Source organism: Pluralibacter sp. (assembly GCF_019237635.1).
In the GTDB taxonomy this organism is placed as follows: Bacteria; Pseudomonadota; Gammaproteobacteria; order Enterobacterales; family Enterobacteriaceae; genus Enterobacter_B.
This window is the reverse complement of the sequence record NZ_JAFAGS010000027.1, coordinates 1-19,524: the sequence shown is the minus strand read 5'-3', so window position 1 is coordinate 19,524 and position 19,524 is coordinate 1. Positions and strand designations below refer to the sequence as shown.

At 58.6% G+C, this 19,524-nt stretch carries 13 protein-coding genes and 2 pseudogenes; 13 read left to right on the top strand and 2 right to left on the bottom strand.

Features of this window, described 5'->3' with window-relative positions; translation table 11 throughout:
* Positions 1-47 precede the first annotated feature (47 nt).
* Positions 48-824, top strand: a complete 777-nt coding sequence (sseB, locus tag JO226_RS03630; protein ID WP_293493401.1) for an enhanced serine sensitivity protein SseB — start codon at positions 48-50, stop codon at positions 822-824.
* Between the two features lie 35 nt (positions 825-859).
* Here the strand turns inward: sseB and sseA are convergent, their stop codons facing one another.
* Positions 860-1,705 carry a 3-mercaptopyruvate sulfurtransferase gene (gene sseA / locus JO226_RS03625; RefSeq protein ID WP_293493398.1) on the bottom strand — a complete coding sequence of 282 codons (846 nt, stop codon included), beginning with the start codon at positions 1,703-1,705 and terminating at the stop codon, positions 860-862.
* A 180-nt stretch (positions 1,706-1,885) separates the two neighbouring features.
* On the opposite strand from sseA, the gene JO226_RS03620 reads away from it, so the two are divergent.
* The 10 genes from JO226_RS03620 (at position 1,886) to der (ending at position 18,316) form a co-directional block, all read left to right on the top strand.
* Positions 1,886-6,838, top strand: coding sequence for an alpha-2-macroglobulin (locus tag JO226_RS03620; RefSeq protein ID WP_293493395.1), 4,953 nt, complete (start codon positions 1,886-1,888; stop codon positions 6,836-6,838).
* Positions 6,839-9,163: a peptidoglycan glycosyltransferase PbpC gene (gene pbpC, locus JO226_RS03615; protein WP_293493392.1), complete on the top strand. Its 2,325-nt coding sequence runs from the start codon at positions 6,839-6,841 to the stop codon at positions 9,161-9,163.
* Positions 9,164-9,323: 160 nt separating this feature from the next.
* On the top strand, positions 9,324-9,755 hold the full coding sequence (ndk, locus tag JO226_RS03610) for a nucleoside-diphosphate kinase (RefSeq protein ID WP_293493389.1): 432 nt from the start codon (positions 9,324-9,326) through the stop codon (positions 9,753-9,755).
* A 177-nt stretch (positions 9,756-9,932) separates the two neighbouring features.
* The gene (locus tag JO226_RS03605) at positions 9,933-11,099 is read left to right on the top strand and encodes a bifunctional tRNA (adenosine(37)-C2)-methyltransferase TrmG/ribosomal RNA large subunit methyltransferase RlmN (protein WP_293493387.1); all 1,167 of its coding nucleotides are present in this window, start codon (positions 9,933-9,935) and stop codon (positions 11,097-11,099) included.
* 267 nt (positions 11,100-11,366) lie between these two features.
* Positions 11,367-12,392 (top strand): cytoskeleton protein RodZ, encoded by a 1,026-nt coding sequence (rodZ, locus tag JO226_RS03600; RefSeq protein WP_293493385.1) that lies wholly within the window; start codon positions 11,367-11,369, stop codon positions 12,390-12,392.
* Positions 12,393-12,418: 26 nt separating this feature from the next.
* Complete coding sequence (gene ispG, locus JO226_RS03595; protein WP_293493383.1) at positions 12,419-13,540, top strand: flavodoxin-dependent (E)-4-hydroxy-3-methylbut-2-enyl-diphosphate synthase; 1,122 nt, start codon at positions 12,419-12,421, stop codon at positions 13,538-13,540.
* A gap of 94 nt (positions 13,541-13,634) precedes the next feature.
* Positions 13,635-14,909 (top strand): histidine--tRNA ligase, encoded by a 1,275-nt coding sequence (gene hisS / locus JO226_RS03590; protein ID WP_293493381.1) that lies wholly within the window; start codon positions 13,635-13,637, stop codon positions 14,907-14,909.
* Positions 14,910-14,942: 33 nt separating this feature from the next.
* Complete coding sequence (locus JO226_RS03585) at positions 14,943-15,563, top strand: YfgM family protein (RefSeq protein ID WP_293493379.1); 621 nt, start codon at positions 14,943-14,945, stop codon at positions 15,561-15,563.
* 10 nt (positions 15,564-15,573) lie between these two features.
* Positions 15,574-16,752, top strand: a complete 1,179-nt coding sequence (gene bamB, locus JO226_RS03580) for an outer membrane protein assembly factor BamB (protein WP_293493377.1) — start codon at positions 15,574-15,576, stop codon at positions 16,750-16,752.
* Positions 16,753-16,837: 85 nt separating this feature from the next.
* The gene (der, locus tag JO226_RS03575; protein ID WP_293493375.1) at positions 16,838-18,316 is read left to right on the top strand and encodes a ribosome biogenesis GTPase Der; all 1,479 of its coding nucleotides are present in this window, start codon (positions 16,838-16,840) and stop codon (positions 18,314-18,316) included.
* Positions 18,317-18,584: 268 nt separating this feature from the next.
* On the opposite strand, the pseudogene JO226_RS03570 reads toward der, so the two are convergent.
* A pseudogene (locus tag JO226_RS03570) lies at positions 18,585-18,883 on the bottom strand (integrase core domain-containing protein); the annotation flags it as partial.
* 78 nt (positions 18,884-18,961) lie between these two features.
* Here JO226_RS03570 and JO226_RS03565 point away from each other — a divergent pair.
* Together JO226_RS03565 and JO226_RS03560 are read left to right on the top strand one after the other, a co-directional pair.
* Positions 18,962-19,422, top strand: a pseudogene (locus JO226_RS03565) (transposase); the annotation flags it as partial.
* A 12-nt stretch (positions 19,423-19,434) separates the two neighbouring features.
* A partial coding sequence (locus JO226_RS03560) for a hypothetical protein (protein ID WP_367273504.1) occupies positions 19,435-19,524 on the top strand: 90 nt, incomplete at its 3' end.

The following is a 19,524-nucleotide window of genomic DNA, read 5'->3' as shown; positions in this document are numbered from 1 at the left end:
GCCCGGCGGCGCCGCGCCGCCGGGCTTTATGTTGAAGTAGACAAACTATGTCCGAAACCAAAAACGAATTAGAAACGCTGCTGGAAAAGGCTGCGACAGAACCCGCGCACCGTCCGGCATTTTTCCGCACGCTGCTGGAGTCTACCGTCTGGGTACCGGGAACCGCGGCTGAAGGCGAGCAGGTTGTCGACGACAGCGCGCTGGATCTACAGCACTGGGAAAAAGACGACGGCACCTCGGTTATCCCGTTTTTTACCTCGCTGGCGGCATTGCAGGAGGCGGTAGAAGACGAACAGGCGTTCGTGGTGATGCCGGTGCGTACCTTGTTTGAAATGACGCTGGGCGAGACGCTGTTCCTCAACGCCAAACTGCCGACGGGCAAAGAATTTACGCCGCGCGAAATCAGCCATCTGATTGGCGATGAAGGCAATCCGCTCAGTACGCAAGAGGTGCTGGAAGGCGGCGAGACGCTGCTGCTGTCTGAAGTGGCGCAACCGCCCGCGCAGATGATTGACTCTCTGACCACGCTTTTTAAAACCATCAAGCCGGTGAAACGCGCTTTCCTGTGCTCCATCAAAGAGAGCAAAGAGGAGACGCCGGTTCTGCTGATCGGCATTGAGGCGGACGGCGAGATTGAGGAGATAATCCAGGCGGCGGGCAGCGTTGCTACCGACACGTTGCCGGGCGATGAACCGATTGATATCTGCCGGGTCGTGAAGGGAGAGAAGGGCATCAGCCACTTTATTACCGAGCATATCACGCCGTTTTACGAGCGCCGCTGGGGCGGCTTCCTGCGCGATTTCAAAACTAACCGCATCATTTAAACAACAGGGGCGACAGAATGTCGCCCCTGTTCGCATCAGGCCGGTTCAATGGGGAGATCGCTGCGGGCGCCCCATTCGCTCCATGAGCCGTCGTACAGCGTCACATCCTCTGCGTCCAGCGTGGCAAGCGCCAGCGCCACGACCGACGCGGTCACTCCGGAACCGCAGCTGACGATAATCGGTTTATCCAGCGCCACGCCCTGCTGCTGGAAAATGGCCTCCAGCTCATCGGTGGTTTTTAGCTCGCCGTTAATGACCAGGTCGGTCCACGGGACGTTACGGGCGCCGGGAATATGGCCGCGTTTAAGCCCCGGACGCGGCTCGTCGGCTTCGGCGTTAAAACGCGCCGCCGGACGGGCATCGACCAGCTGCGCGCTGCCTTCGTGACTGACGACCAGCACGTCGGTCAGCCGCCGGATGGCGTCCGCGTTGAATTTCACCTCGAAATCCCCTTCAGCCAGAGTGACGTCCCCCTGCTGTAGCGGCAGCTCGTCGCGCTTCCAACCCGCCAGTCCGCCCGCCAGGATAGAGACGTTTTCCACGCCGAACGTGCGCAGCATCCACCAGGCGCGTGGGGCGGAGAACAGGTTGCCCTCGTCATACACCACCAGGTGCCGGTCATGGCTGATGCCGAGCTCGCGCATGGCGACGGCGAAGGCCTCCGGGCGCGGCATCATATGCGGCAACGGGGTGGTGTGATCGGATAAGGCCTCAATATCGAAAAATACCGCATCGGGAAGGTGCCCGTCGCGATATTCCGCGGCCATATTGCGAAGGTGCTCCTGCCCGGCTGGCGCCATACGTGCATCGATAATCTGAATTTCCGGGTCATCAAGATGTTCCGCCAGCCAGTCGGCGGCGACAAAATAAGCGGTGGTCATGGTTGCCTCCCTTTACCTGTTGTGAATCGGATTGTCGGCGTTTTTGCCTGAGGGGACAAGGTGTCCTCGTTCAGAGTTGCAATCAAAATCAGACTTTTAAGTATGTTGGTAAAATAAGACTTTCAGCATAATACTGTGTTGACGCAAATAGCAGGCTCACTGGGCCCAGGGGTTATAAGGATGAAACCGTTCCGTTTAGCGGCGCTGACGCTGGCGCTGGTCACCATATTCTCGCTCGTCGGCTGTGATAATAATGATAAACCACAGGTCGCCGGAGAGTCGGCTTCGGCCGCCTCTTCCCAAAGCGCCGCGCCAGCGAAGCCCGACAGCGCGCAACTGGAGAAGCTGGCGCAGCAAAGTCAGGGAAAAGCGCTGACGCTGCTGGACGCCTCTGAGGTGCAGCTTGACGGCGCGGCTACGCTGGTGCTCACCTTCTCCATTCCGCTTGACCCGAATCAGGACTTCTCGCGCCGCGTCCATCTGGTGGATAAACAGAGCGGCAAAGTCGATGGCGCCTGGGAGATTGCCCCGAACCTGAAAGAGCTACGCCTGCGCCACCTTGAACCGAAGCGTAACCTGGTGCTCACCGTCGACCCGGAGCTGGCGGCGCTGAATAAAGCCGTGTTCGGTCAGAGCGTTGAAAAGACCCTCACCACCCGTGATATTGCGCCAAGCGTTGGGTTTGCCAGCCGCGGCTCGCTGTTGCCGGGCAAAGTGGTGGCCGGGCTGCCGGTGATGGCCCTTAACGTCAACAATGTGGACGTCAACTTTTTCCGCATTAAGCCGGAATCCCTCGCGGCGTTCGTCAGCCAGTGGGAGTACCGTAACGCGCTGACTAACTGGGAGTCAGGCGAGCTGCTGAAAATGGCGGAGCTGGTCTATACCGGACGTTTCGATCTCAATCCGCAACGCAATACCCGCGAAAAGCTGCTGCTGCCGCTGAGCGATATCAAACCGTTGCAGCAGGCCGGGGTGTATGTGGCGGTCATGAATCAGGCCGGGCATTACAGCTATAGCAACGCTGCAACCCTGTTTACTCTCAGCGACATCGGCGTTTCGGCGCACCGCTACCATAACCGTCTTGACGTGTTCACCCAAAGCCTCGAAAACGGCGCCGCGCAGTCCGCTGTTGACGTACAGTTGCTGAATGACAAGGGGCAGGTGCTGGTGCAGGCGAACAGCGACGCCCAGGGGCACGTTACGCTGCAAACGGATAAAGAGGCGGCGCTGCTGCTGGCGCGTAAAGACGGACAGACGACGCTGCTTGACCTCAAGCTTCCGGCGCTGGATCTGGCGGAATTCGATATTGCGGGCGCGCCAGGCTACAGCAAGCAATTCTTTATGTTTGGCCCGCGCGACCTTTATCGCCCTGGCGAGACCGTTATCCTCAACGGCCTGCTGCGCGACAGCGACGGCAAACCCCTGGCCGACCAGCCGGTTAAGCTGGAGGTGGTTCAGCCTGATGGCCAGGTTATCCGCACTGTGATGAGCCAGGCGGTGAACGGTCTGTATGCGTTTACGTATCCGCTTGATAGCGGCGCGGCGACCGGCATGTGGCATATTCGCGCCAGCGCGGGCGATAGCCAGAAGCGTGAGTGGGATTTCCACGTCGAGGATTTTATGCCGGAGCGGATGGCGCTCAGCCTGACGCCGCAGACGCTGCCAGTGGCGCCGGATGCCGACGTCCGCTTTGACGTTGCGGGCTATTACCTGTACGGCGCGCCTGCGAACGGCAATCAGCTTCAGGGGAAACTGTTCCTGCGTCCGCTGCGTGACGCTGTTGCCGCGCTGCCGGGCTTCCAGTTTGGCGATATCGCCGAAGAGAATCTCTCCCGCACGCTGGATGAGGTGCAACTGACGCTCGACGACAAAGGTCGCGGGCAGGTAGAAACGAAAAGTCAGTGGCAGGAAACGCACTCGCCGCTACAGGTCATTTTGCAGGCCAGCCTGCTGGAGTCCGGCGGCCGCCCGGTGACCCGTCGCGCCGAACAGGCCATCTGGCCCGCTGATACGCTGCCGGGCATCCGTCCGGCGTTCGCCAGCAAAGCGGTGTATGACTACCGTACCGATACCACCGTGAACCAGCCGATGGTGGATGAAAACAGCAATGCGGGTTTCGACATCGTGTATGCCGATGCCAGCGGGCAGAAAAAAGCGGTTTCCGGGCTGCAGGTGCGCCTGATCCGCGAACGCCGCGACTACTACTGGAACTGGTCGGACAGCGACGGCTGGCAGTCTCAGTTCGATCAAAAGGATCTGGTGGAGGGCGAGCAGTCGCTGGATCTGAAAGCCGATGAAACCGGAAAAGTGAGCTTCCCGGTGGAGTGGGGCTCCTACCGTCTGGAAGTGAAAGCGCCGGATGAGACCCTCAGCAGCGTCCGCTTCTGGGCCGGGTACAGCTGGCAGGATAACAGCGACGGCAGCGGCGCGGCGCGCCCTGACCGCGTCACCATGAAGCTCGATAAACCGGCCTATAAACCTGGAGAGACCATCAACCTGCATATCGCCGCACCGGCGGCCGGTAAAGGTTACGCGATGGTGGAATCCAGCGAAGGGCCGCTGTGGTGGCAGGAGATAGATGTCCCCGCCGAAGGGATGGATCTCGCTATTCCGGTCGATAAAAGCTGGAACCGTCACGATCTATACCTCAGCACGCTGGTGATCCGCCCGGGCGATAAGTCCAAATCCGCGACGCCGAAGCGTGCGGTAGGGCTGCTGCATCTGCCGCTCGGCGATGAAAACCGTCGGCTGAACCTTACGCTCGATACGCCGGTGAAAATGCGCCCGAACCAGCCGCTGACCGTGAAGGTGAAAGCCAGCGCCAAAGAGGGGCCGGCGCCGAAGCAGGTTAATGTACTGGTTTCCGCTGTCGACAGCGGGGTGCTGAACATTACCGACTATGCTACGCCGGACCCGTGGAACGCGTTTTTCGGCCAGAAGCGCTACGGCGCGGATATTTATGATATCTACGGTCAGGTGATTGAGGGGCAGGGACGTCTGGCGAACCTGCGTTTCGGCGGCGATGGCGACGAGCTCAAGCGCGGCGGCAAACCACCGGTCAACCATGTGACGATTATCGCCGAACAGGCGCAGCCGGTTCAGCTTGATGGCAACGGCGAGGGGACGGTTACCCTGCCGATCGGCGATTTTAACGGCGAGCTGCGCGTGATGGCGCAGGCGTGGACGGCAGAGGATTTTGGCAGTAGCGACAGCAAAGTGGTGGTCGCCGCGCCGGTGGTTGTCGAGCTGAATATGCCGCGCTTTATCGCCAGCAGCGATACGACGCGCCTGACGCTGGATATTACCAACCTGACGGATAAACCGCAGACGCTGAATGTGAAGCTTGCCGCCAGCGGCCTGCTGTCGCTGGAAAGCGCACAGCCGCAGCCGGTGAACCTGGCGCCCGGCGCCCGCATGACGCTGTTCGTGCCGGTCAGCGCGGCGGAGGGTTTTGGCGACGGCATGGTGGACGCCACCATTGACGGCCTGACTCTGCCGGGTGAAACCTTCGCGCCATTCCATAAGCAGTGGAAGCTCGGCGTGCGACCGGCGTTCCCGGCGCAGACCGTGAGTTCCGGCGTAGCGTTGCAACCCGGTGAAAGCTGGACGGCGCCTGCTGAGCAGGTGGCGGGCTTCTCTGTGGCGACGCTGCAGGGGCAACTGCTGTTCAGCGGTAAACCGCCGCTGAACCTCTCGCGCTATATCCGTGAGCTGAAGGCCTACCCTTACGGCTGTCTTGAGCAGACGACCAGCGGGCTGTTCCCGTCGCTGTACACTAACGCCGCGCAGCTGAAAGCCCTGGGCATTGTTGGCGACAGCGACGACAAGCGCCGGGCGGCAGTCGATCTGGGTATCTCCCGTCTGCTGCAGATGCAGCGCGACGACGGCGGCTTTGCGCTGTGGGATAAAGAAGGGCCGGAAGAGTACTGGCTGACGGCCTACGTGATGGATTTCCTCGTCCGCGCCGGTGAGCAGGGCTACAGCGTACCGGCAGAGGCGTTGGCAAAAGGCAACAACCGTCTGCTGCGCTACCTGCAGGAGCCGGGGCTGATGACCATTCGTTACAGCGACGACGCGCAGGCCAGCCGCTTTGCCGTGCAGTCTTACGCCGCGCTGGTGCTGGCGCGCCAGCAGAAAGCGCCGCTTGGCGCGCTGCGCGAAATCTGGGATCGCCACGCGCAGGCTAAAGCCGGGCTGCCGCTGCTGCAGCTCGGTCTGGCGCTGAAGGCCATGGGCGATGCGCCGCGCAGCGCTCAGGCGCTGCAGCTGGCGTTGACCACTGCGCGCCAGGATAAAAACCAGTGGATGGCGGATTACGGCAGCCAGCTTCGCGATAACGCGTTGATGCTGAGCCTGCTTGAAGAAAATAAGCTGCTGCCGGAAGCGCAGAACGCGCTGCTGAATACGCTGTCGCAGCAGGCCTTTGGCGAGCGCTGGCTCTCCACCCAGGAGATGAACGCCCTGTTCCTTGCGGCAAAAGGGTTGCAGGATCTGCCGGGCGACTGGCAGGCGCAAACCTCGCTGGATGCGGCGGCGCTGCACGGCGATAAAGCGCAGTGGCGCGCGCTCGATGCCGATCAGCTGGCGTCGCTGAAGGTGACCAATACCGGCGCGCAGCCGCTGTGGCTGCGTCTGGACAGCAGCGGTTATCCGGAGTCAGCTCCGCAGCCTGCCAGCAATGTGCTGCAGATTGAGCGTCAGTTCCTTGGCGCTGACGGACAACCAAAATCGCTGTCATCGCTGCGCAGCGGCGAGCTGGTGCTGGTGTATCTGCAGGTCAAAGCGAACCAGAACGTACCGGATGCGCTGGTGGTCGATTTGCTGCCCGCCGGACTTGAGCTGGAAAACCAGAACCTGGCGAACAGCAGCGCCAGCCTGCAGGAAAACGGCAGCGAGGTGCAGAACCTGCTCAATCAGATGCAGCAGGCGGATATTCAGCACATTGAGTTCCGCGACGATCGCTTTGTCGCCGCCGTGGCCGTCAGTCCTTACCAGCCGGTGACGCTGGTGTATCTGGCGCGCGCGGTGACGCCGGGTACTTATCAGGTGCCGGTGCCGCAGGTGGAGTCCATGTATGTGCCGCAGTGGCGGGCGACAGGCGCGGCCAGCGGTCCGCTGATCGTCGTACCGTAAATGCGCTTTCGGCGTCTGAAAAACGCCCGCTGGCGGTGGCTGGCGGGCGCGCTCGTTTTACTCTGGCTGATGGTGCTGGCGGCTGACCGCCTGTGGCCGCTGCCGCTCAAAGAGGTTGCGCCTGCCCGGGTGGTGGTGGCGCAGGACGGCACCCCGCTGTGGCGGTTTGCCGATGCCGAAGGCATTTGGCGCTACCCGGTCGCTATCGATGACGTCTCGCCGCGCTACTTACAGGCGCTCATCCAGTATGAAGACCGCTGGTTCTGGGATCATCCCGGCGTTAACCCGCTGTCGGTGATGCGGGCCGCCTGGCAGGATCTGCGCGCCGGACGGGTTATCTCCGGCGGCAGCACCCTGACGATGCAGGTGGCGCGCCTGCTTGACCCCCATCCCCGTACTTTTGGCGGTAAGTTTCGCCAGCTGTGGCGCGCGCTACAGCTGGAGTGGCACCTCGATAAGCGTCAGATCCTGACGCTATACCTTAACCGGGCGCCGTTTGGCGGCACGTTGCAGGGGATCGGCGCGGCGAGCTGGGCGTACCTCGGCAAACCGCCAGCGCAGCTGAGTTATTCCGAAGCCGCGCTGCTGGCTGTACTGCCGCAGGCGCCGAGTCGTCTTCGCCCGGACCGCTGGCCGCAGCGGGCGCAGGCCGCCCGGGACAAAGTCCTGCGGCGGATGCAGACGCAGGGCATCTGGTCGACGCAGCAGGTCAATGAAGCGCGGCAGGAGCCGGTGTGGCTATTCCCACGGCAGATGCCGCAGCTGGCGCCGCTGTTTTCTCGCAGAATGCTGGCCAGCAGCCGGAACGAGAAGGTGGTGACGACCCTTGATGCCGCGTTGCAGCGCCAGCTGGAAGAGCTGGCGCTGAACTGGAAGACTCGGCTGCCGCCGCGCAGTTCGCTGGCGATGATCGTCGTCGATCACACCTCAATGAAGGTGCGCGGCTGGGTGGGATCGGTGGACATCGCCGACGACAGCCGGTTCGGCCATGTCGATATGGTCACCGCCGTGCGATCGCCGGGATCGGTGCTGAAGCCGTTTATCTATGGACTGGCGATGGATGACGGACTGATCCACCCGGCGTCACTGCTGCAGGATGTGCCGCGGCGTTTTAGCGACTACCGCCCGGGTAATTTCGACAGCGGTTTTCACGGCCCGGTGAGCATGAGCGATGCACTGGTGCGCTCGCTGAACTTACCGGCGGTACAGGTTCTGGAAGCCTATGGGCCAAAACAGTTCGCCGCCCGCCTGCGCAACGCCGGTCTGCCGCTGATATTGCCCAACGGCGCGGAACCCAATCTCTCGCTGATCCTCGGCGGCGCAGGGGCGCGTCTGGCGGATATCGCCGCCGCCTATAGCGCCTTCGCCCGTCAGGGGAAAGCCGGACGGTTGCGCATGCTGGCGAGCGATCCGCTGGTGGAGCGCCCGCTGCTGTCGCCCGGCAGCGCGTGGATCATCCGCCGTATTCTTGCTGGCGAAGAGCAGCCGCTACCGGACGCCTCGTTGCCGCAGACGGTGCCGCTGGCGTGGAAAACCGGCACCAGTTACGGCTATCGCGATGCCTGGGCCATCGGTGTTAACGCGCGCTATGTCATCGGCATCTGGACCGGCAGGCCCGACGGAACGCCAGTGGTGGGGCAGTTTGGTTTTATCAGCGCGATACCGTTGCTCAATCAGGTCAGTAATCTGCTGCTGGCGCGGTCGGCGAGCGTGAAAAATGGGCTGCCGACGGACCCGCGTCCCTCTTCGGTGAGCGCCGCCGCCATCTGTTGGCCGGGCGGTCAGGCGCTTCCCCAGGGCGACAGCAACTGTCGTCGCCGTTTATCGACATGGCTGCTGGACGACAGCCAGCCGCCGACGCTATTGTTACCGGGTCAGGAGGGGAGCCGGGGGATCCGCTTCCCTGTCTGGCTGGATGAAAAGGGCGCGCGCGTCGCTGCCGATTGTCCAGGGGCGAAAGCGTCAACGCTCGACGTCTGGCCGCTGCCGCTGGAGCCGTGGCTGCCCGTCAGCGAGCGTCGGACCTCCAGGCTGCCGCCAGCGTCGACAGCCTGCCCGCCGCTGCACCAGCAGGATCTTATTCCGCTGACGCTTTCCGGCGTGCGTGACGGTGCGGTCATTAAACGCCTGCCGGGCGAAAATCGCGCGTCTCTGGCATTGCAAACCACCGGAGGAGAAGGACGGCGCTGGTGGTTTGTCAACGGTGAACCGACGGAAAACACCGGGGCAGCCGTGACGTTATCGCTGGAGCGACCCGGTGAATATCAGCTGGTGGTGATGGATGACGCAGGGCAGGTGGCGACGGCCAGTTTTACCCTACAGTAAGACGTGGTTTAGCGAATGCGGGAAAATTGTTGCTAAAACTCATCTTATTTTAAAAAAATGTTATCTAAGTCCATAGGCAAATGGCGTGTGGGTCATTATAATCCGCGCCACAACCTAAACCGCGTAAGCGCTCTACACAGAACATCATACAGAGGTAAACATGGCTATCGAACGTACTTTTTCCATCATTAAACCAAACGCGGTGGCAAAAAACGTTATTGGCAGCATCTTTGCGCGTTTCGAAACCGCAGGGCTGAAAATCGTTGGCACCAAAATGCTGCATCTGACGTCTGAGAAAGCCGCTGGCTTCTACGCTGAGCACCAGGGCAAACCGTTCTTCGACGGTCTGGTGGGCTTCATGACCTCGGGTCCTATCGTGGTCACCGTTCTGGAAGGTGAAGATGCCGTTCGTCGTCATCGCGAAATCCTCGGTGCCACCAACCCGGCGAACGCGCTGGCAGGCACCCTGCGCGCTGATTATGCTGACAGCCTGACCGAAAACGGCACCCACGGTTCTGACTCTGTTGAGTCCGCCGAACGTGAAATCGCCTACTTCTTCGGCGAAGGCGAAGTGTGCCCGCGCACCCGCTAATCGCATGCAAGTGTAATTAGGTTTACACTTTATTTAGCAAATGCCGCGTGCAGACGTGGCATCTGTGCACCAGAATTTGTACAATGCCACGCCCCCGGACGAGCAGATGCTCACCGGGGCGTTTCTTTTTCAACCCTCCAGGGGCCATAACGTGTAATAACGAGGCCGGAATACATTATGTCTGAACAAATTGTCACGCCTGATAACGCCGCTCTGACGGTACCGAATAAAGATGCCAAAATTAACCTGCTGGATTTAAACCGTCAGCAGTTGCGCGAATTTTTCCATAATCTCGGCGAGAAGCCGTTTCGCGCCGATCAGGTAATGAAATGGATGTATCACTACTGCAGCGATAACTTTGATGAGATGACCGACATCAACAAAGTGCTGCGCGGCAAACTGAAAGAAGTTGCTGAAATTCGTGCGCCGGACGTCGTGGAAGAGCAGCGCTCCTCCGACGGCACCATCAAATGGGCGATCGCAGTAGGCGATCAGCGCGTTGAAACGGTATACATCCCGGAAGACGATCGCGCGACGCTGTGCGTTTCCTCCCAGGTGGGTTGTGCGCTGGAATGTAAATTCTGTTCGACCGCGCAGCAGGGCTTTAACCGCAACCTGCGCGTGTCGGAAATTATCGGCCAGGTGTGGCGCGCGGCGAAAATTATCGGCGCGGCCAAAGTCACCGGTCAGCGTCCTATCACCAACGTGGTGATGATGGGGATGGGCGAACCGCTGCTGAACCTGACGAACGTGGTTCCGGCGATGGAAATCATGCTTGATGATTTTGGTTTCGGTCTGTCCAAACGCCGCGTCACGCTCTCCACCTCCGGCGTCGTTCCGGCGCTGGATAAGCTTGGCGATATGATTGACGTCGCGCTGGCGATTTCTCTGCATGCGCCGAACGACGAGATTCGTGATGAAATTGTGCCGATCAACAAAAAGTACAATATCGAGACGTTCCTGGCGGCCGTGCGCCGTTATCTGGAGAAATCCAACGCCAACCAGGGACGCGTGACTATCGAATACGTCATGCTGGACCATGTGAACGACGGTACCGAGCACGCGCATCAATTGGCGGAACTGCTGAAAGATACGCCGTGTAAGATTAACCTGATTCCGTGGAACCCGTTCCCGGGCGCGCCGTATGGCCGCAGCTCCAACAGCCGTATCGACCGTTTCTCGAAGGTACTGATGAATTACGGTTTCACCACCATTGTGCGCAAAACGCGCGGTGACGATATTGACGCCGCCTGCGGTCAGTTGGCCGGTGACGTTATCGACCGTACCAAACGTACGATGCGTAAGCGTATGCAGGGTGAACCGATCGCCGTCAAGGCGGTCTGATAAACCGTAGTCCGTGCACCCGGGATGGCGTACGGCAGGTAATACGTTTAAGGATTAGGCGAAACGTACTGATGCGGTTAATAATTACGGTGCGTTTCCGCCACGATTAAGGCAGTATGTAGCGGGGTAAAAACAGGTTGGGCGCGGGATTTGTAATCGCTCACCTGGCAGTTTTATACTGTTTACCTTACGTTTACCGAGCAGATGTTTCGGGGTGCGGGTTTCCGACACCAAAACCTTAAATTTACGTACCAGCAGCTGTAGCGAATGAATACTGAAGCCACTCAAGACCCACAAGCAGCACAGACCACGGGGACGCGCCTGCGTAATGCCCGTGAACAACTCGGACTCAGCCAGCAAGCCGTCGCTGAACGCTTATGCCTGAAGGTTTCCACGGTTCGCGATATTGAAGACGATAAGGCCCCTGCCGACCTCGCTTCAACGTTCCTGCGTGGCTATATCCGCTCCTATGCGCGCCTTGTCCATATTCCGGAAGAAGAGCTGCTGCCGATGATGGCAAAACAGGCGCCGGTTAAGGCCGCCAAAGTTGCCCCGATGCAGACCTTCGCCTTAGGTAAACGTCGTAAAAAACGCGATGGCTGGTTGATGAGCTTTACCTGGCTGGTGCTGTTTGTCGTGATTGGCCTGACTGGCGCCTGGTGGTGGCAAAACCACAAAGCGCAGCAGGAAGAGATCTCCAGCATGGCCGATCAGTCCAGCGCTGAACTGAACACCAACGACAGCGGCAATAGTCAGAACGTTCCGCTGGATACCAGCGCCGCCCAAGGCCAGGCGCCGGATGCAAATACCGCTGTGGCGCAAGCAACCGCACCGGATGCGGCACCGGCGGCTACCGCGCAAACCAATGCGGCGCCTGCGCCGACGACGTCCGCGGCTAACGCGCAGACCAACGCCGTCGTCGCACCGTCTCAGGCGAATGTTGATGCGGCGACGACCGCACCAGCCGCCGCCGCGACCCATGGCGCACCGCTGCCAACCGGCCAGGCGGGTATCACCGCGCCGGTGGCTGACGCTAACGCGCTGGTGATGAACTTCAACGCCGACTGCTGGCTGGAAGTCTCCGATGCGACGGGCAAAAAGCTGTTCAGCGGTCTGCAGCGCAAAGACGGTACGCTTAACTTAACCGGCCAGACCCCTTATAAGCTTAAGATTGGCGCTCCGGCAGCGGTACAGATTCAGTTCCAGGGTAAACCGGTCGATCTGAGCCGTTTTATCAGAACTAACCAGGTTGCACGTTTTACGCTGAACGCCGAATCTTCTCCGGCACAGTGATAAACGCGTAACGCGGGAGATTTTTCATGCATAACCAGGCCCCCATTCAACGTAGAAAATCGACACGTATTTACGTTGGGAACGTGCCTGTTGGCGATGGGGCTCCCATTGCCGTACAGTCCATGACCAATACGCGCACCACCGATGTGGACGCGACCGTTAACCAAATTAAAGCGCTGGAGCGCGTCGGCGCGGATATCGTTCGTGTTTCCGTACCGACAATGGATGCCGCGGAAGCCTTTAAGCTTATCAAACAGCAGGTCAGCGTCCCGCTGGTGGCGGACATCCATTTCGACTACCGTATCGCCCTGAAAGTGGCGGAGTACGGCGTTGACTGCCTGCGCATCAACCCGGGCAATATCGGCAACGAAGAGCGAATTCGTCAGGTTGTCGACTGCGCGCGCGACAAAAATATTCCGATCCGCATCGGCGTAAACGCCGGGTCGCTGGAAAAAGATCTGCAGGAAAAATACGGTGAACCGACGCCACAGGCGCTGCTCGAATCCGCTATGCGTCATGTCGATCATCTCGATCGTCTGAACTTCAGTCAATTCAAAGTCAGCGTGAAGGCCTCCGACGTTTTTCTGGCGGTTGAATCCTACCGCCTGCTGGCGCGCCAGATCGATCAACCGCTGCACCTTGGGATCACCGAGGCTGGCGGCGCCCGTGCGGGCGCGGTGAAATCGGCAATCGGCCTTGGTCTGCTGCTGTCCGAAGGGATCGGCGATACGCTGCGTATTTCGCTGGCGGCCGATCCGGTTGAAGAGATCAAAGTCGGCTTCGATATTCTGAAGTCGCTGCGTATTCGTTCTCGCGGCATCAACTTCATCGCCTGTCCGACCTGCTCGCGCCAGGAATTCGATGTTATCGGCACCGTGAACGCGCTGGAACAGCGTCTGGAAGACATTATCACGCCGATGGATGTATCCATTATCGGCTGCGTGGTGAACGGTCCTGGCGAAGCGCTGGTATCGACGCTGGGCGTGACGGGCGGCAATAAGAAAAGCGGCCTGTATGAAGACGGCGTGCGTAAAGACCGGCTGGATAACGACGATATGATTAGCCAGCTGGAAGCCCGTATCCGCGCGAAAGCAAGCATGCTTGATGACGCGCGTCGGATAGACGTTCAGCAGGTTGACGCTAAATAACGTGTTGGGAAGCGATACGCTTCCCGTGTATGATTGAACCCGCGACGCTACCTAAGCGTCTGGGTTCATTTTTGTATATATAAAGAGAATAAACGTGGCAAAAAACATTCAAGCCATTCGCGGCATGAACGATTATCTGCCGGGCGAAACCGCTCTCTGGCAGCGCATTGAAGGCACACTGAAAGAGGTGCTCGGCAGCTACGGTTACAGCGAAATCCGTTTGCCGATTGTAGAGCAGACCCCGTTATTCAAACGCGCGATCGGTGAAGTGACCGACGTAGTTGAAAAAGAGATGTATACCTTTGAGGACCGCAACGGCGACAGCCTGACGCTGCGTCCGGAAGGGACTGCGGGTTGCGTACGCGCCGGCATTGAGCATGGTCTTCTGTACAATCAGGAACAACGTCTGTGGTACATCGGCCCGATGTTCCGCCACGAGCGTCCGCAGAAAGGGCGCTATCGCCAGTTCCATCAGTTGGGTTGCGAAGTGTTTGGTCTGCAGGGGCCGGATATCGACGCCGAGCTGATTATGCTGACCGCTCGCTGGTGGCGCGCGCTCGGCATCTCTGAACACGTCAGCCTTGAGCTGAACTCGATTGGCTCTCTGGAAGCCCGCGCGAACTACCGTGAAGCGCTGGTGGCATATCTTGAGCAGTACAAAGAGAAGCTCGACGAAGACTGCAAACGTCGCATGTACACCAACCCGCTGCGCGTGCTGGATTCCAAAAACCCGGACGTGCAGGCGCTGCTGGATAACGCACCGTCGCTGGGCGATTACCTGGACGACGATTCTCGCGAACATTTTTCCGGTCTGTGCGCGTTCCTTGACGCGGCGGGTATCACGTATACGGTCAACCAGCGCCTGGTGCGCGGCCTTGACTACTACAACCGCACCGTGTTCGAGTGGGTCACCAACAGCCTGGGCTCTCAGGGTACCGTCTGTGCGGGCGGTCGCTATGACGGTCTGGTGGAACAGTTGGGCGGCCGCGCGGCGCCAGCCGTCGGGTTTGCAATGGGTCTTGAGCGATTAGTTTTGCTGGTTCAGGCAGTTAACCCGGAATTTAAAGCCGAACCTGTTGTCGATATATACCTGGTTGCTGCCGGTAACGACACGCAGTCCGCCGCAATGCGTCTGGCGGAAGACGTGCGTGACCAACTGCCGGGCGTCAAACTGATGACCAACCACGGCGGCGGCAACTTTAAGAAGCAGTTCGCCCGTGCCGATAAGTGGGGCGCTCGCGTCGCGCTGGTGCTGGGTGAATCAGAAATTGCCGAGCGCAGCGTCGTGGTTAAAGATTTGCGCTCCGGCGAGCAGACGACGGTAGCGCAGGATAGCGTTGCCGCGCATTTGCGCACACTGCTGGGTTAATTGCCCGACTATCATATTCAGGAGAAGGATTGCGTGGAAATCTACAATAACGAAAACGATCAGGTCGATGCCATCAAGCGTTTCTTTTCGGAGAACGGCATAGCACTGGCGGTAGGTGTTATCCTGGGTGTTGGTGCGCTGGTGGGCTGGCGTTACTGGACGTCGCATCAGGAAAATAACGCCAGAGACGCCTCTTTGGCCTATGAGCAGTCGGTTTCTTCCCTGAACAGCGGCAAACCTGACGCGCTGAGCGCGGCGGAAAAATTCGCCGCCGATGAAAAAAATACCTACGGCGCGTTCGCGTCGCTGGAACTGGCACAGCAGTTTGTTGATAAGAACCAGCTGGAAAATGCCGGGAAACAACTGCAGCAGGGGCTGGCCGCCGCATCCGACGATAACCTTAAATCCGTTATCAATATGCGTCTTGCCCGCGTTCAGCTGCAGATGAAACAACCTGACGCCGCGCTGAAAACCCTCGAAGGCATTAAAGGGGAAGGCTGGACGGCGATCGTTGCAGATTTACGCGGCGAAATTCTGTTGAGTAAAGGCGATAAGCAGGGGGCTCGCGCCGCCTGGGAAGCGGGTGTGAAAAGCGATGCTTCGCCAGCACTCAGCGAAATGATGCGCATGAAAATGAATAATTTGTCCATCTGAGAGGGACCCGATGCAACTGCGTAAATTACTTTTGCCAGGACTGCTTTCTGTTACGTTATTGAGTGGTTGTTCACTGTTTAACAGCGAAGAAGATGTGGTCAAAATGTCTCCGCTGCCGAAGGTGGAAAACCAGTTTACCCCGTCTACCGCGTGGAGCACCTCCGTCGGTAGCGGTGTTGGCGATTTCTATTCCAACCTGCACCCGACGTTTGCCGATAGCGTGGTGTATGCCGCCGATCGCAAAGGCACCGTGAAGGCGTTAAATGCTGACAGCGGCAAAGAAGTCTGGTCTGTAAACCTGGCGGAAAAAGACGGCTGGTTCTCGCATCTTCCGGCGCTGCTGTCCGGCGGCCTGACGGTGTCTGGCGGTCACGTTTACGTTGGCTCTGAGAAGGCGCAGGTTTACGCGCTGAACACCAACGACGGCTCTGTCGCATGGCAGACTCGCGTCGCTGGCGAAGCGGTCTCTCGTCCGGTCGTCAGCGACGGTATGGTGCTGATCCATACCAGCAACGGACAACTGCAGGCGCTGAACGAAAGCGACGGCGCGGTAAAGTGGACGGTTAACCTGGATATGCCATCACTGTCCCTGCGCGGTGAGTCCGCTCCGGCGGTGGCCTATGGCGCGGCGATTGTGGGCGGCGACAACGGCCGCGTCAGCGCGGTGTTGATGCAACAGGGCCAGATTATTTGGCAGCAGCGTATCTCCCAGGCGACCGGCTCGACCGAAATCGATCGTCTGAGCGATGTCGATACGACGCCTGTGGTGGTTGACGGCGTGGTGTACGCGCTGGCCTATAACGGCAACCTGACGGCGCTGGATCTGCGCAGCGGCCAGATCATGTGGAAACGCGAGCTCGGTTCAGTAAATGATTTCATCATCGACGGCAATCGTATCTACCTGGTGGACCAAAATGACCGCCTGCTGGCGCTCTCTACTGAAGGCGGCGTAACGCTGTGGACGCAAAGCGATCTGCTGCACCGTCTGCTGACGTCTCCGGTGTTGTATAATGGAAGTCTGGTTGTCGGCGATAGCGAAGGCTATATGCACTGGATCAACCCGCAGGATGGCCGCTTTGTGGCCCAGCAGGAAGTGGACAGCTCCGGCTTCCAGACCGATCCGGTTGTGGCCGACGGTCGACTGTTGATTCAGGCGAAAGACGGCACGCTGTACTCAATGACGCGTTAATAACGGCGGTCGTGCATTAATTTAAACGGCTCCTGTCTGTTACAGGGGCCGTTTTCCTGTTTTACGTTTTTAAGAGGTTTTTATCATGGTACCTGTGGTCGCGCTTGTCGGGCGCCCAAACGTAGGAAAATCCACGCTGTTTAACCGTCTGACGCGCACCCGCGATGCGCTGGTCGCGGATTTTCCGGGTCTGACTCGTGACCGTAAGTACGGTCGTGCTGAAGTGGAAGGCCGCGAGTTTATCTGTATCGATACCGGCGGTATCGACGGCACCGAAGAGGGCGTGGAAACCCGTATGGCGGAACAGTCGCTGCTGGCGATTGAAGAAGCCGATGTGGTGCTGTTTATGGTCGATGCGCGCGCGGGCCTGATGCCGGCGGATGAGGCGATTGCCAAACATCTGCGCGCACGCGAAAAACCGACCTTCCTCGTGGCGAACAAAACAGACGGTATCGATCCGGACCAGGCGGTTGCCGATTTCTGGTCGCTGGGCTTAGGCGAGATTTACCCGATCGCCGCTTCCCATGGTCGTGGCGTCACCAGCCTGCTGGAACACGTTTTGCTGCCGTGGATGGAAGATGTCGACCCGGCGGAAGAGGTGGATGAGGACGCCGAATACTGGGCGCAGTTTGAAGCCGATGAAAACGGCGAAGAGGCTGAAGAGCCGGAAGACGATTTCAATCCGCAGGATTTACCGATCAAGCTGGCCATCGTCGGCCGTCCGAACGTAGGTAAGTCAACGCTAACTAACCGTATCCTCGGCGAGGACCGCGTGGTGGTGTACGACATGCCGGGTACGACGCGCGACAGCATCTACATTCCGATGGAGCGCGATGAACGTGAGTACGTACTTATCGACACCGCCGGGGTGCGTAAGCGCGGCAAAATCACCGACGTGGTGGAAAAATTCTCCGTAATCAAAACGCTGCAGGCCATTGAAGATGCCAACGTGGTGCTGCTGGTTATTGATGCCCGCGAAGGTATTTCCGACCAGGATCTCTCCCTGCTCGGCTTTATTCTTAACAGCGGCCGCTCGCTGGTGATTGTGGTCAACAAGTGGGACGGTCTGAGCCAGGAAGTGAAAGAACAGGTCAAAGAGACCCTCGACTACCGTCTGGGCTTTATTGATTTCGCCCGCGTGCACTTCATTTCGGCGCTGCACGGCAGCGGCGTAGGCAACCTGTTCGAATCCGTTCGCGAAGCCTATGACAGCTCCACCCGCCGCGTCAGCACCGCGATGCTGACCCGCATCATGAACATGGCGGCAGAAGATCATCAGCCGCCGCTGGTGCGCGGTCGTCGCGTGAAGCTGAAATATGCCCACGCCGGGGGCTACAACCCGCCTATCGTGGTTATTCACGGGAATCAGGTAAAAGACCTGCCGGATTCTTACAAGCGCTACCTGATGAACTACTTCCGCAAATCGCTGGACGTCATGGGTACGCCGATCCGCATTCAGTTCAAGGAAGGGGATAACCCGTTCGCCAACAAGCGCAACACCCTGACGCCGAATCAGATGCGTAAGCGTAAGCGCTTGATTAAACACATTAAGAAAAGCAAATAAGATATCGCGGGAAATTAACCGCTATCGAAAAAACACTAAGCCCGCATTGCGTCGGGCTTTTTTGTTATCAGGGGCTATCATAGGAACACAAGAAAGCGCCTGATTAGCGTGTACACATGGGTGTGCCTAATTTGAAATGTCGTGATTTTATGTACAAACCAAACCGATTTTGTGTACTCATAGCATGAAAATTATGTACACAAGAGTCGAAATCGTGAGTGACAGCTATGCCTAAATTAACCGATATGCAGATCAAGGCTTGTAGTGGTCAACAAAAATTGGCCACGGCGTTAGAGTTTTTCCAGTATCGGTTTTCCGATTCGTTTGGTGGTAACCCACCGTTATATTCATGTGGCCTGAGCGCGCTGTAATATCCAACGATATAGTCCGTTATTGCGTGAGCTGCATCATTGAAGCTCATGTAACCCGTCACAGGCACCCATTCGTTCTTCAGGCTCCTGAAGAGCGCTCCATTGGACTGTTATCCCAGCAGTTTCCACGCCGGCTCATACTTTGCCGGATACGGTATCGCCACAGTAACTGCCGGAACTTTCTGCTCGTATAATTGTAAGTATCCCGGCAAAACGAACCATTCACTTTTAGAGATCTTCCGACATACTGATGATGTCCCCTGAGGAGATTGCTATGCGTAAGATCCGATTCACCGAACATCAGGTCATCGCCGTGCTGAAGTCCGTCGAAGCCGGACGAACCGTCAAATATGTGTGTCGTGAGGCCGCTATTTCTGAAGCCAGTTATTACAACTGGAAGGCAAAGTATGGCGGGATGGGAGCGGCTGATATTAAAAAAATCAAAGACCTTGAGGATGAGAACCGACGTCTGAAACAGATGTTTGCCGACCTGAGTCTGGAAAATCGCGCGTTAAAAGACGTCATCGAAAAAAAGCTTTAAAACCAGCGGTAAAGCGTGAGCTCGTCAGCTATCTGAAAGAGATGTTCTCAATGAGCGTACGCCAGGCCTGCAGGACATTATCGCTGAGCAGGACGGTGTATTTTTATCGCCCGGATAGCGGGCGCGATGAACCGGTGATCCTGGCGCTGACTGAGGCCGCTGAGCATTATCCCCGCTATGGGTTTAAGAAACTGGTCACTAACGCAGTGGTACTGTGGAACACGCTTTATATGCAGGAAGCACTGAGCTGGATGCGCGGTAATGGAGAAGAAACCGGGGATGAATATATCGCCCGG

Excerpts from the sequence above, each read along its gene's own strand:
- pbpC (WP_293493392.1), top strand. The coding sequence starts at position 6,839 with ATGCGCTTTCGGCGTCTGAAAAACGCCCGCTGGCGGTGGCTGGCGGGC.
- ndk (WP_293493389.1), top strand. The coding sequence starts at position 9,324 with ATGGCTATCGAACGTACTTTTTCCATCATTAAACCAAACGCGGTGGCA.
- der (WP_293493375.1), top strand. The coding sequence starts at position 16,838 with ATGGTACCTGTGGTCGCGCTTGTCGGGCGCCCAAACGTAGGAAAATCC.
- JO226_RS03605 (WP_293493387.1), top strand. The coding sequence starts at position 9,933 with ATGTCTGAACAAATTGTCACGCCTGATAACGCCGCTCTGACGGTACCG.
- ispG (WP_293493383.1), top strand. The coding sequence starts at position 12,419 with ATGCATAACCAGGCCCCCATTCAACGTAGAAAATCGACACGTATTTAC.
- sseB (WP_293493401.1), top strand. The coding sequence starts at position 48 with ATGTCCGAAACCAAAAACGAATTAGAAACGCTGCTGGAAAAGGCTGCG.
- bamB (WP_293493377.1), top strand. The coding sequence starts at position 15,574 with ATGCAACTGCGTAAATTACTTTTGCCAGGACTGCTTTCTGTTACGTTA.
- sseA (WP_293493398.1), bottom strand. The coding sequence starts at position 1,705 with ATGACCACCGCTTATTTTGTCGCCGCCGACTGGCTGGCGGAACATCTT.
- rodZ (WP_293493385.1), top strand. The coding sequence starts at position 11,367 with ATGAATACTGAAGCCACTCAAGACCCACAAGCAGCACAGACCACGGGG.
- JO226_RS03620 (WP_293493395.1), top strand. The coding sequence starts at position 1,886 with ATGAAACCGTTCCGTTTAGCGGCGCTGACGCTGGCGCTGGTCACCATA.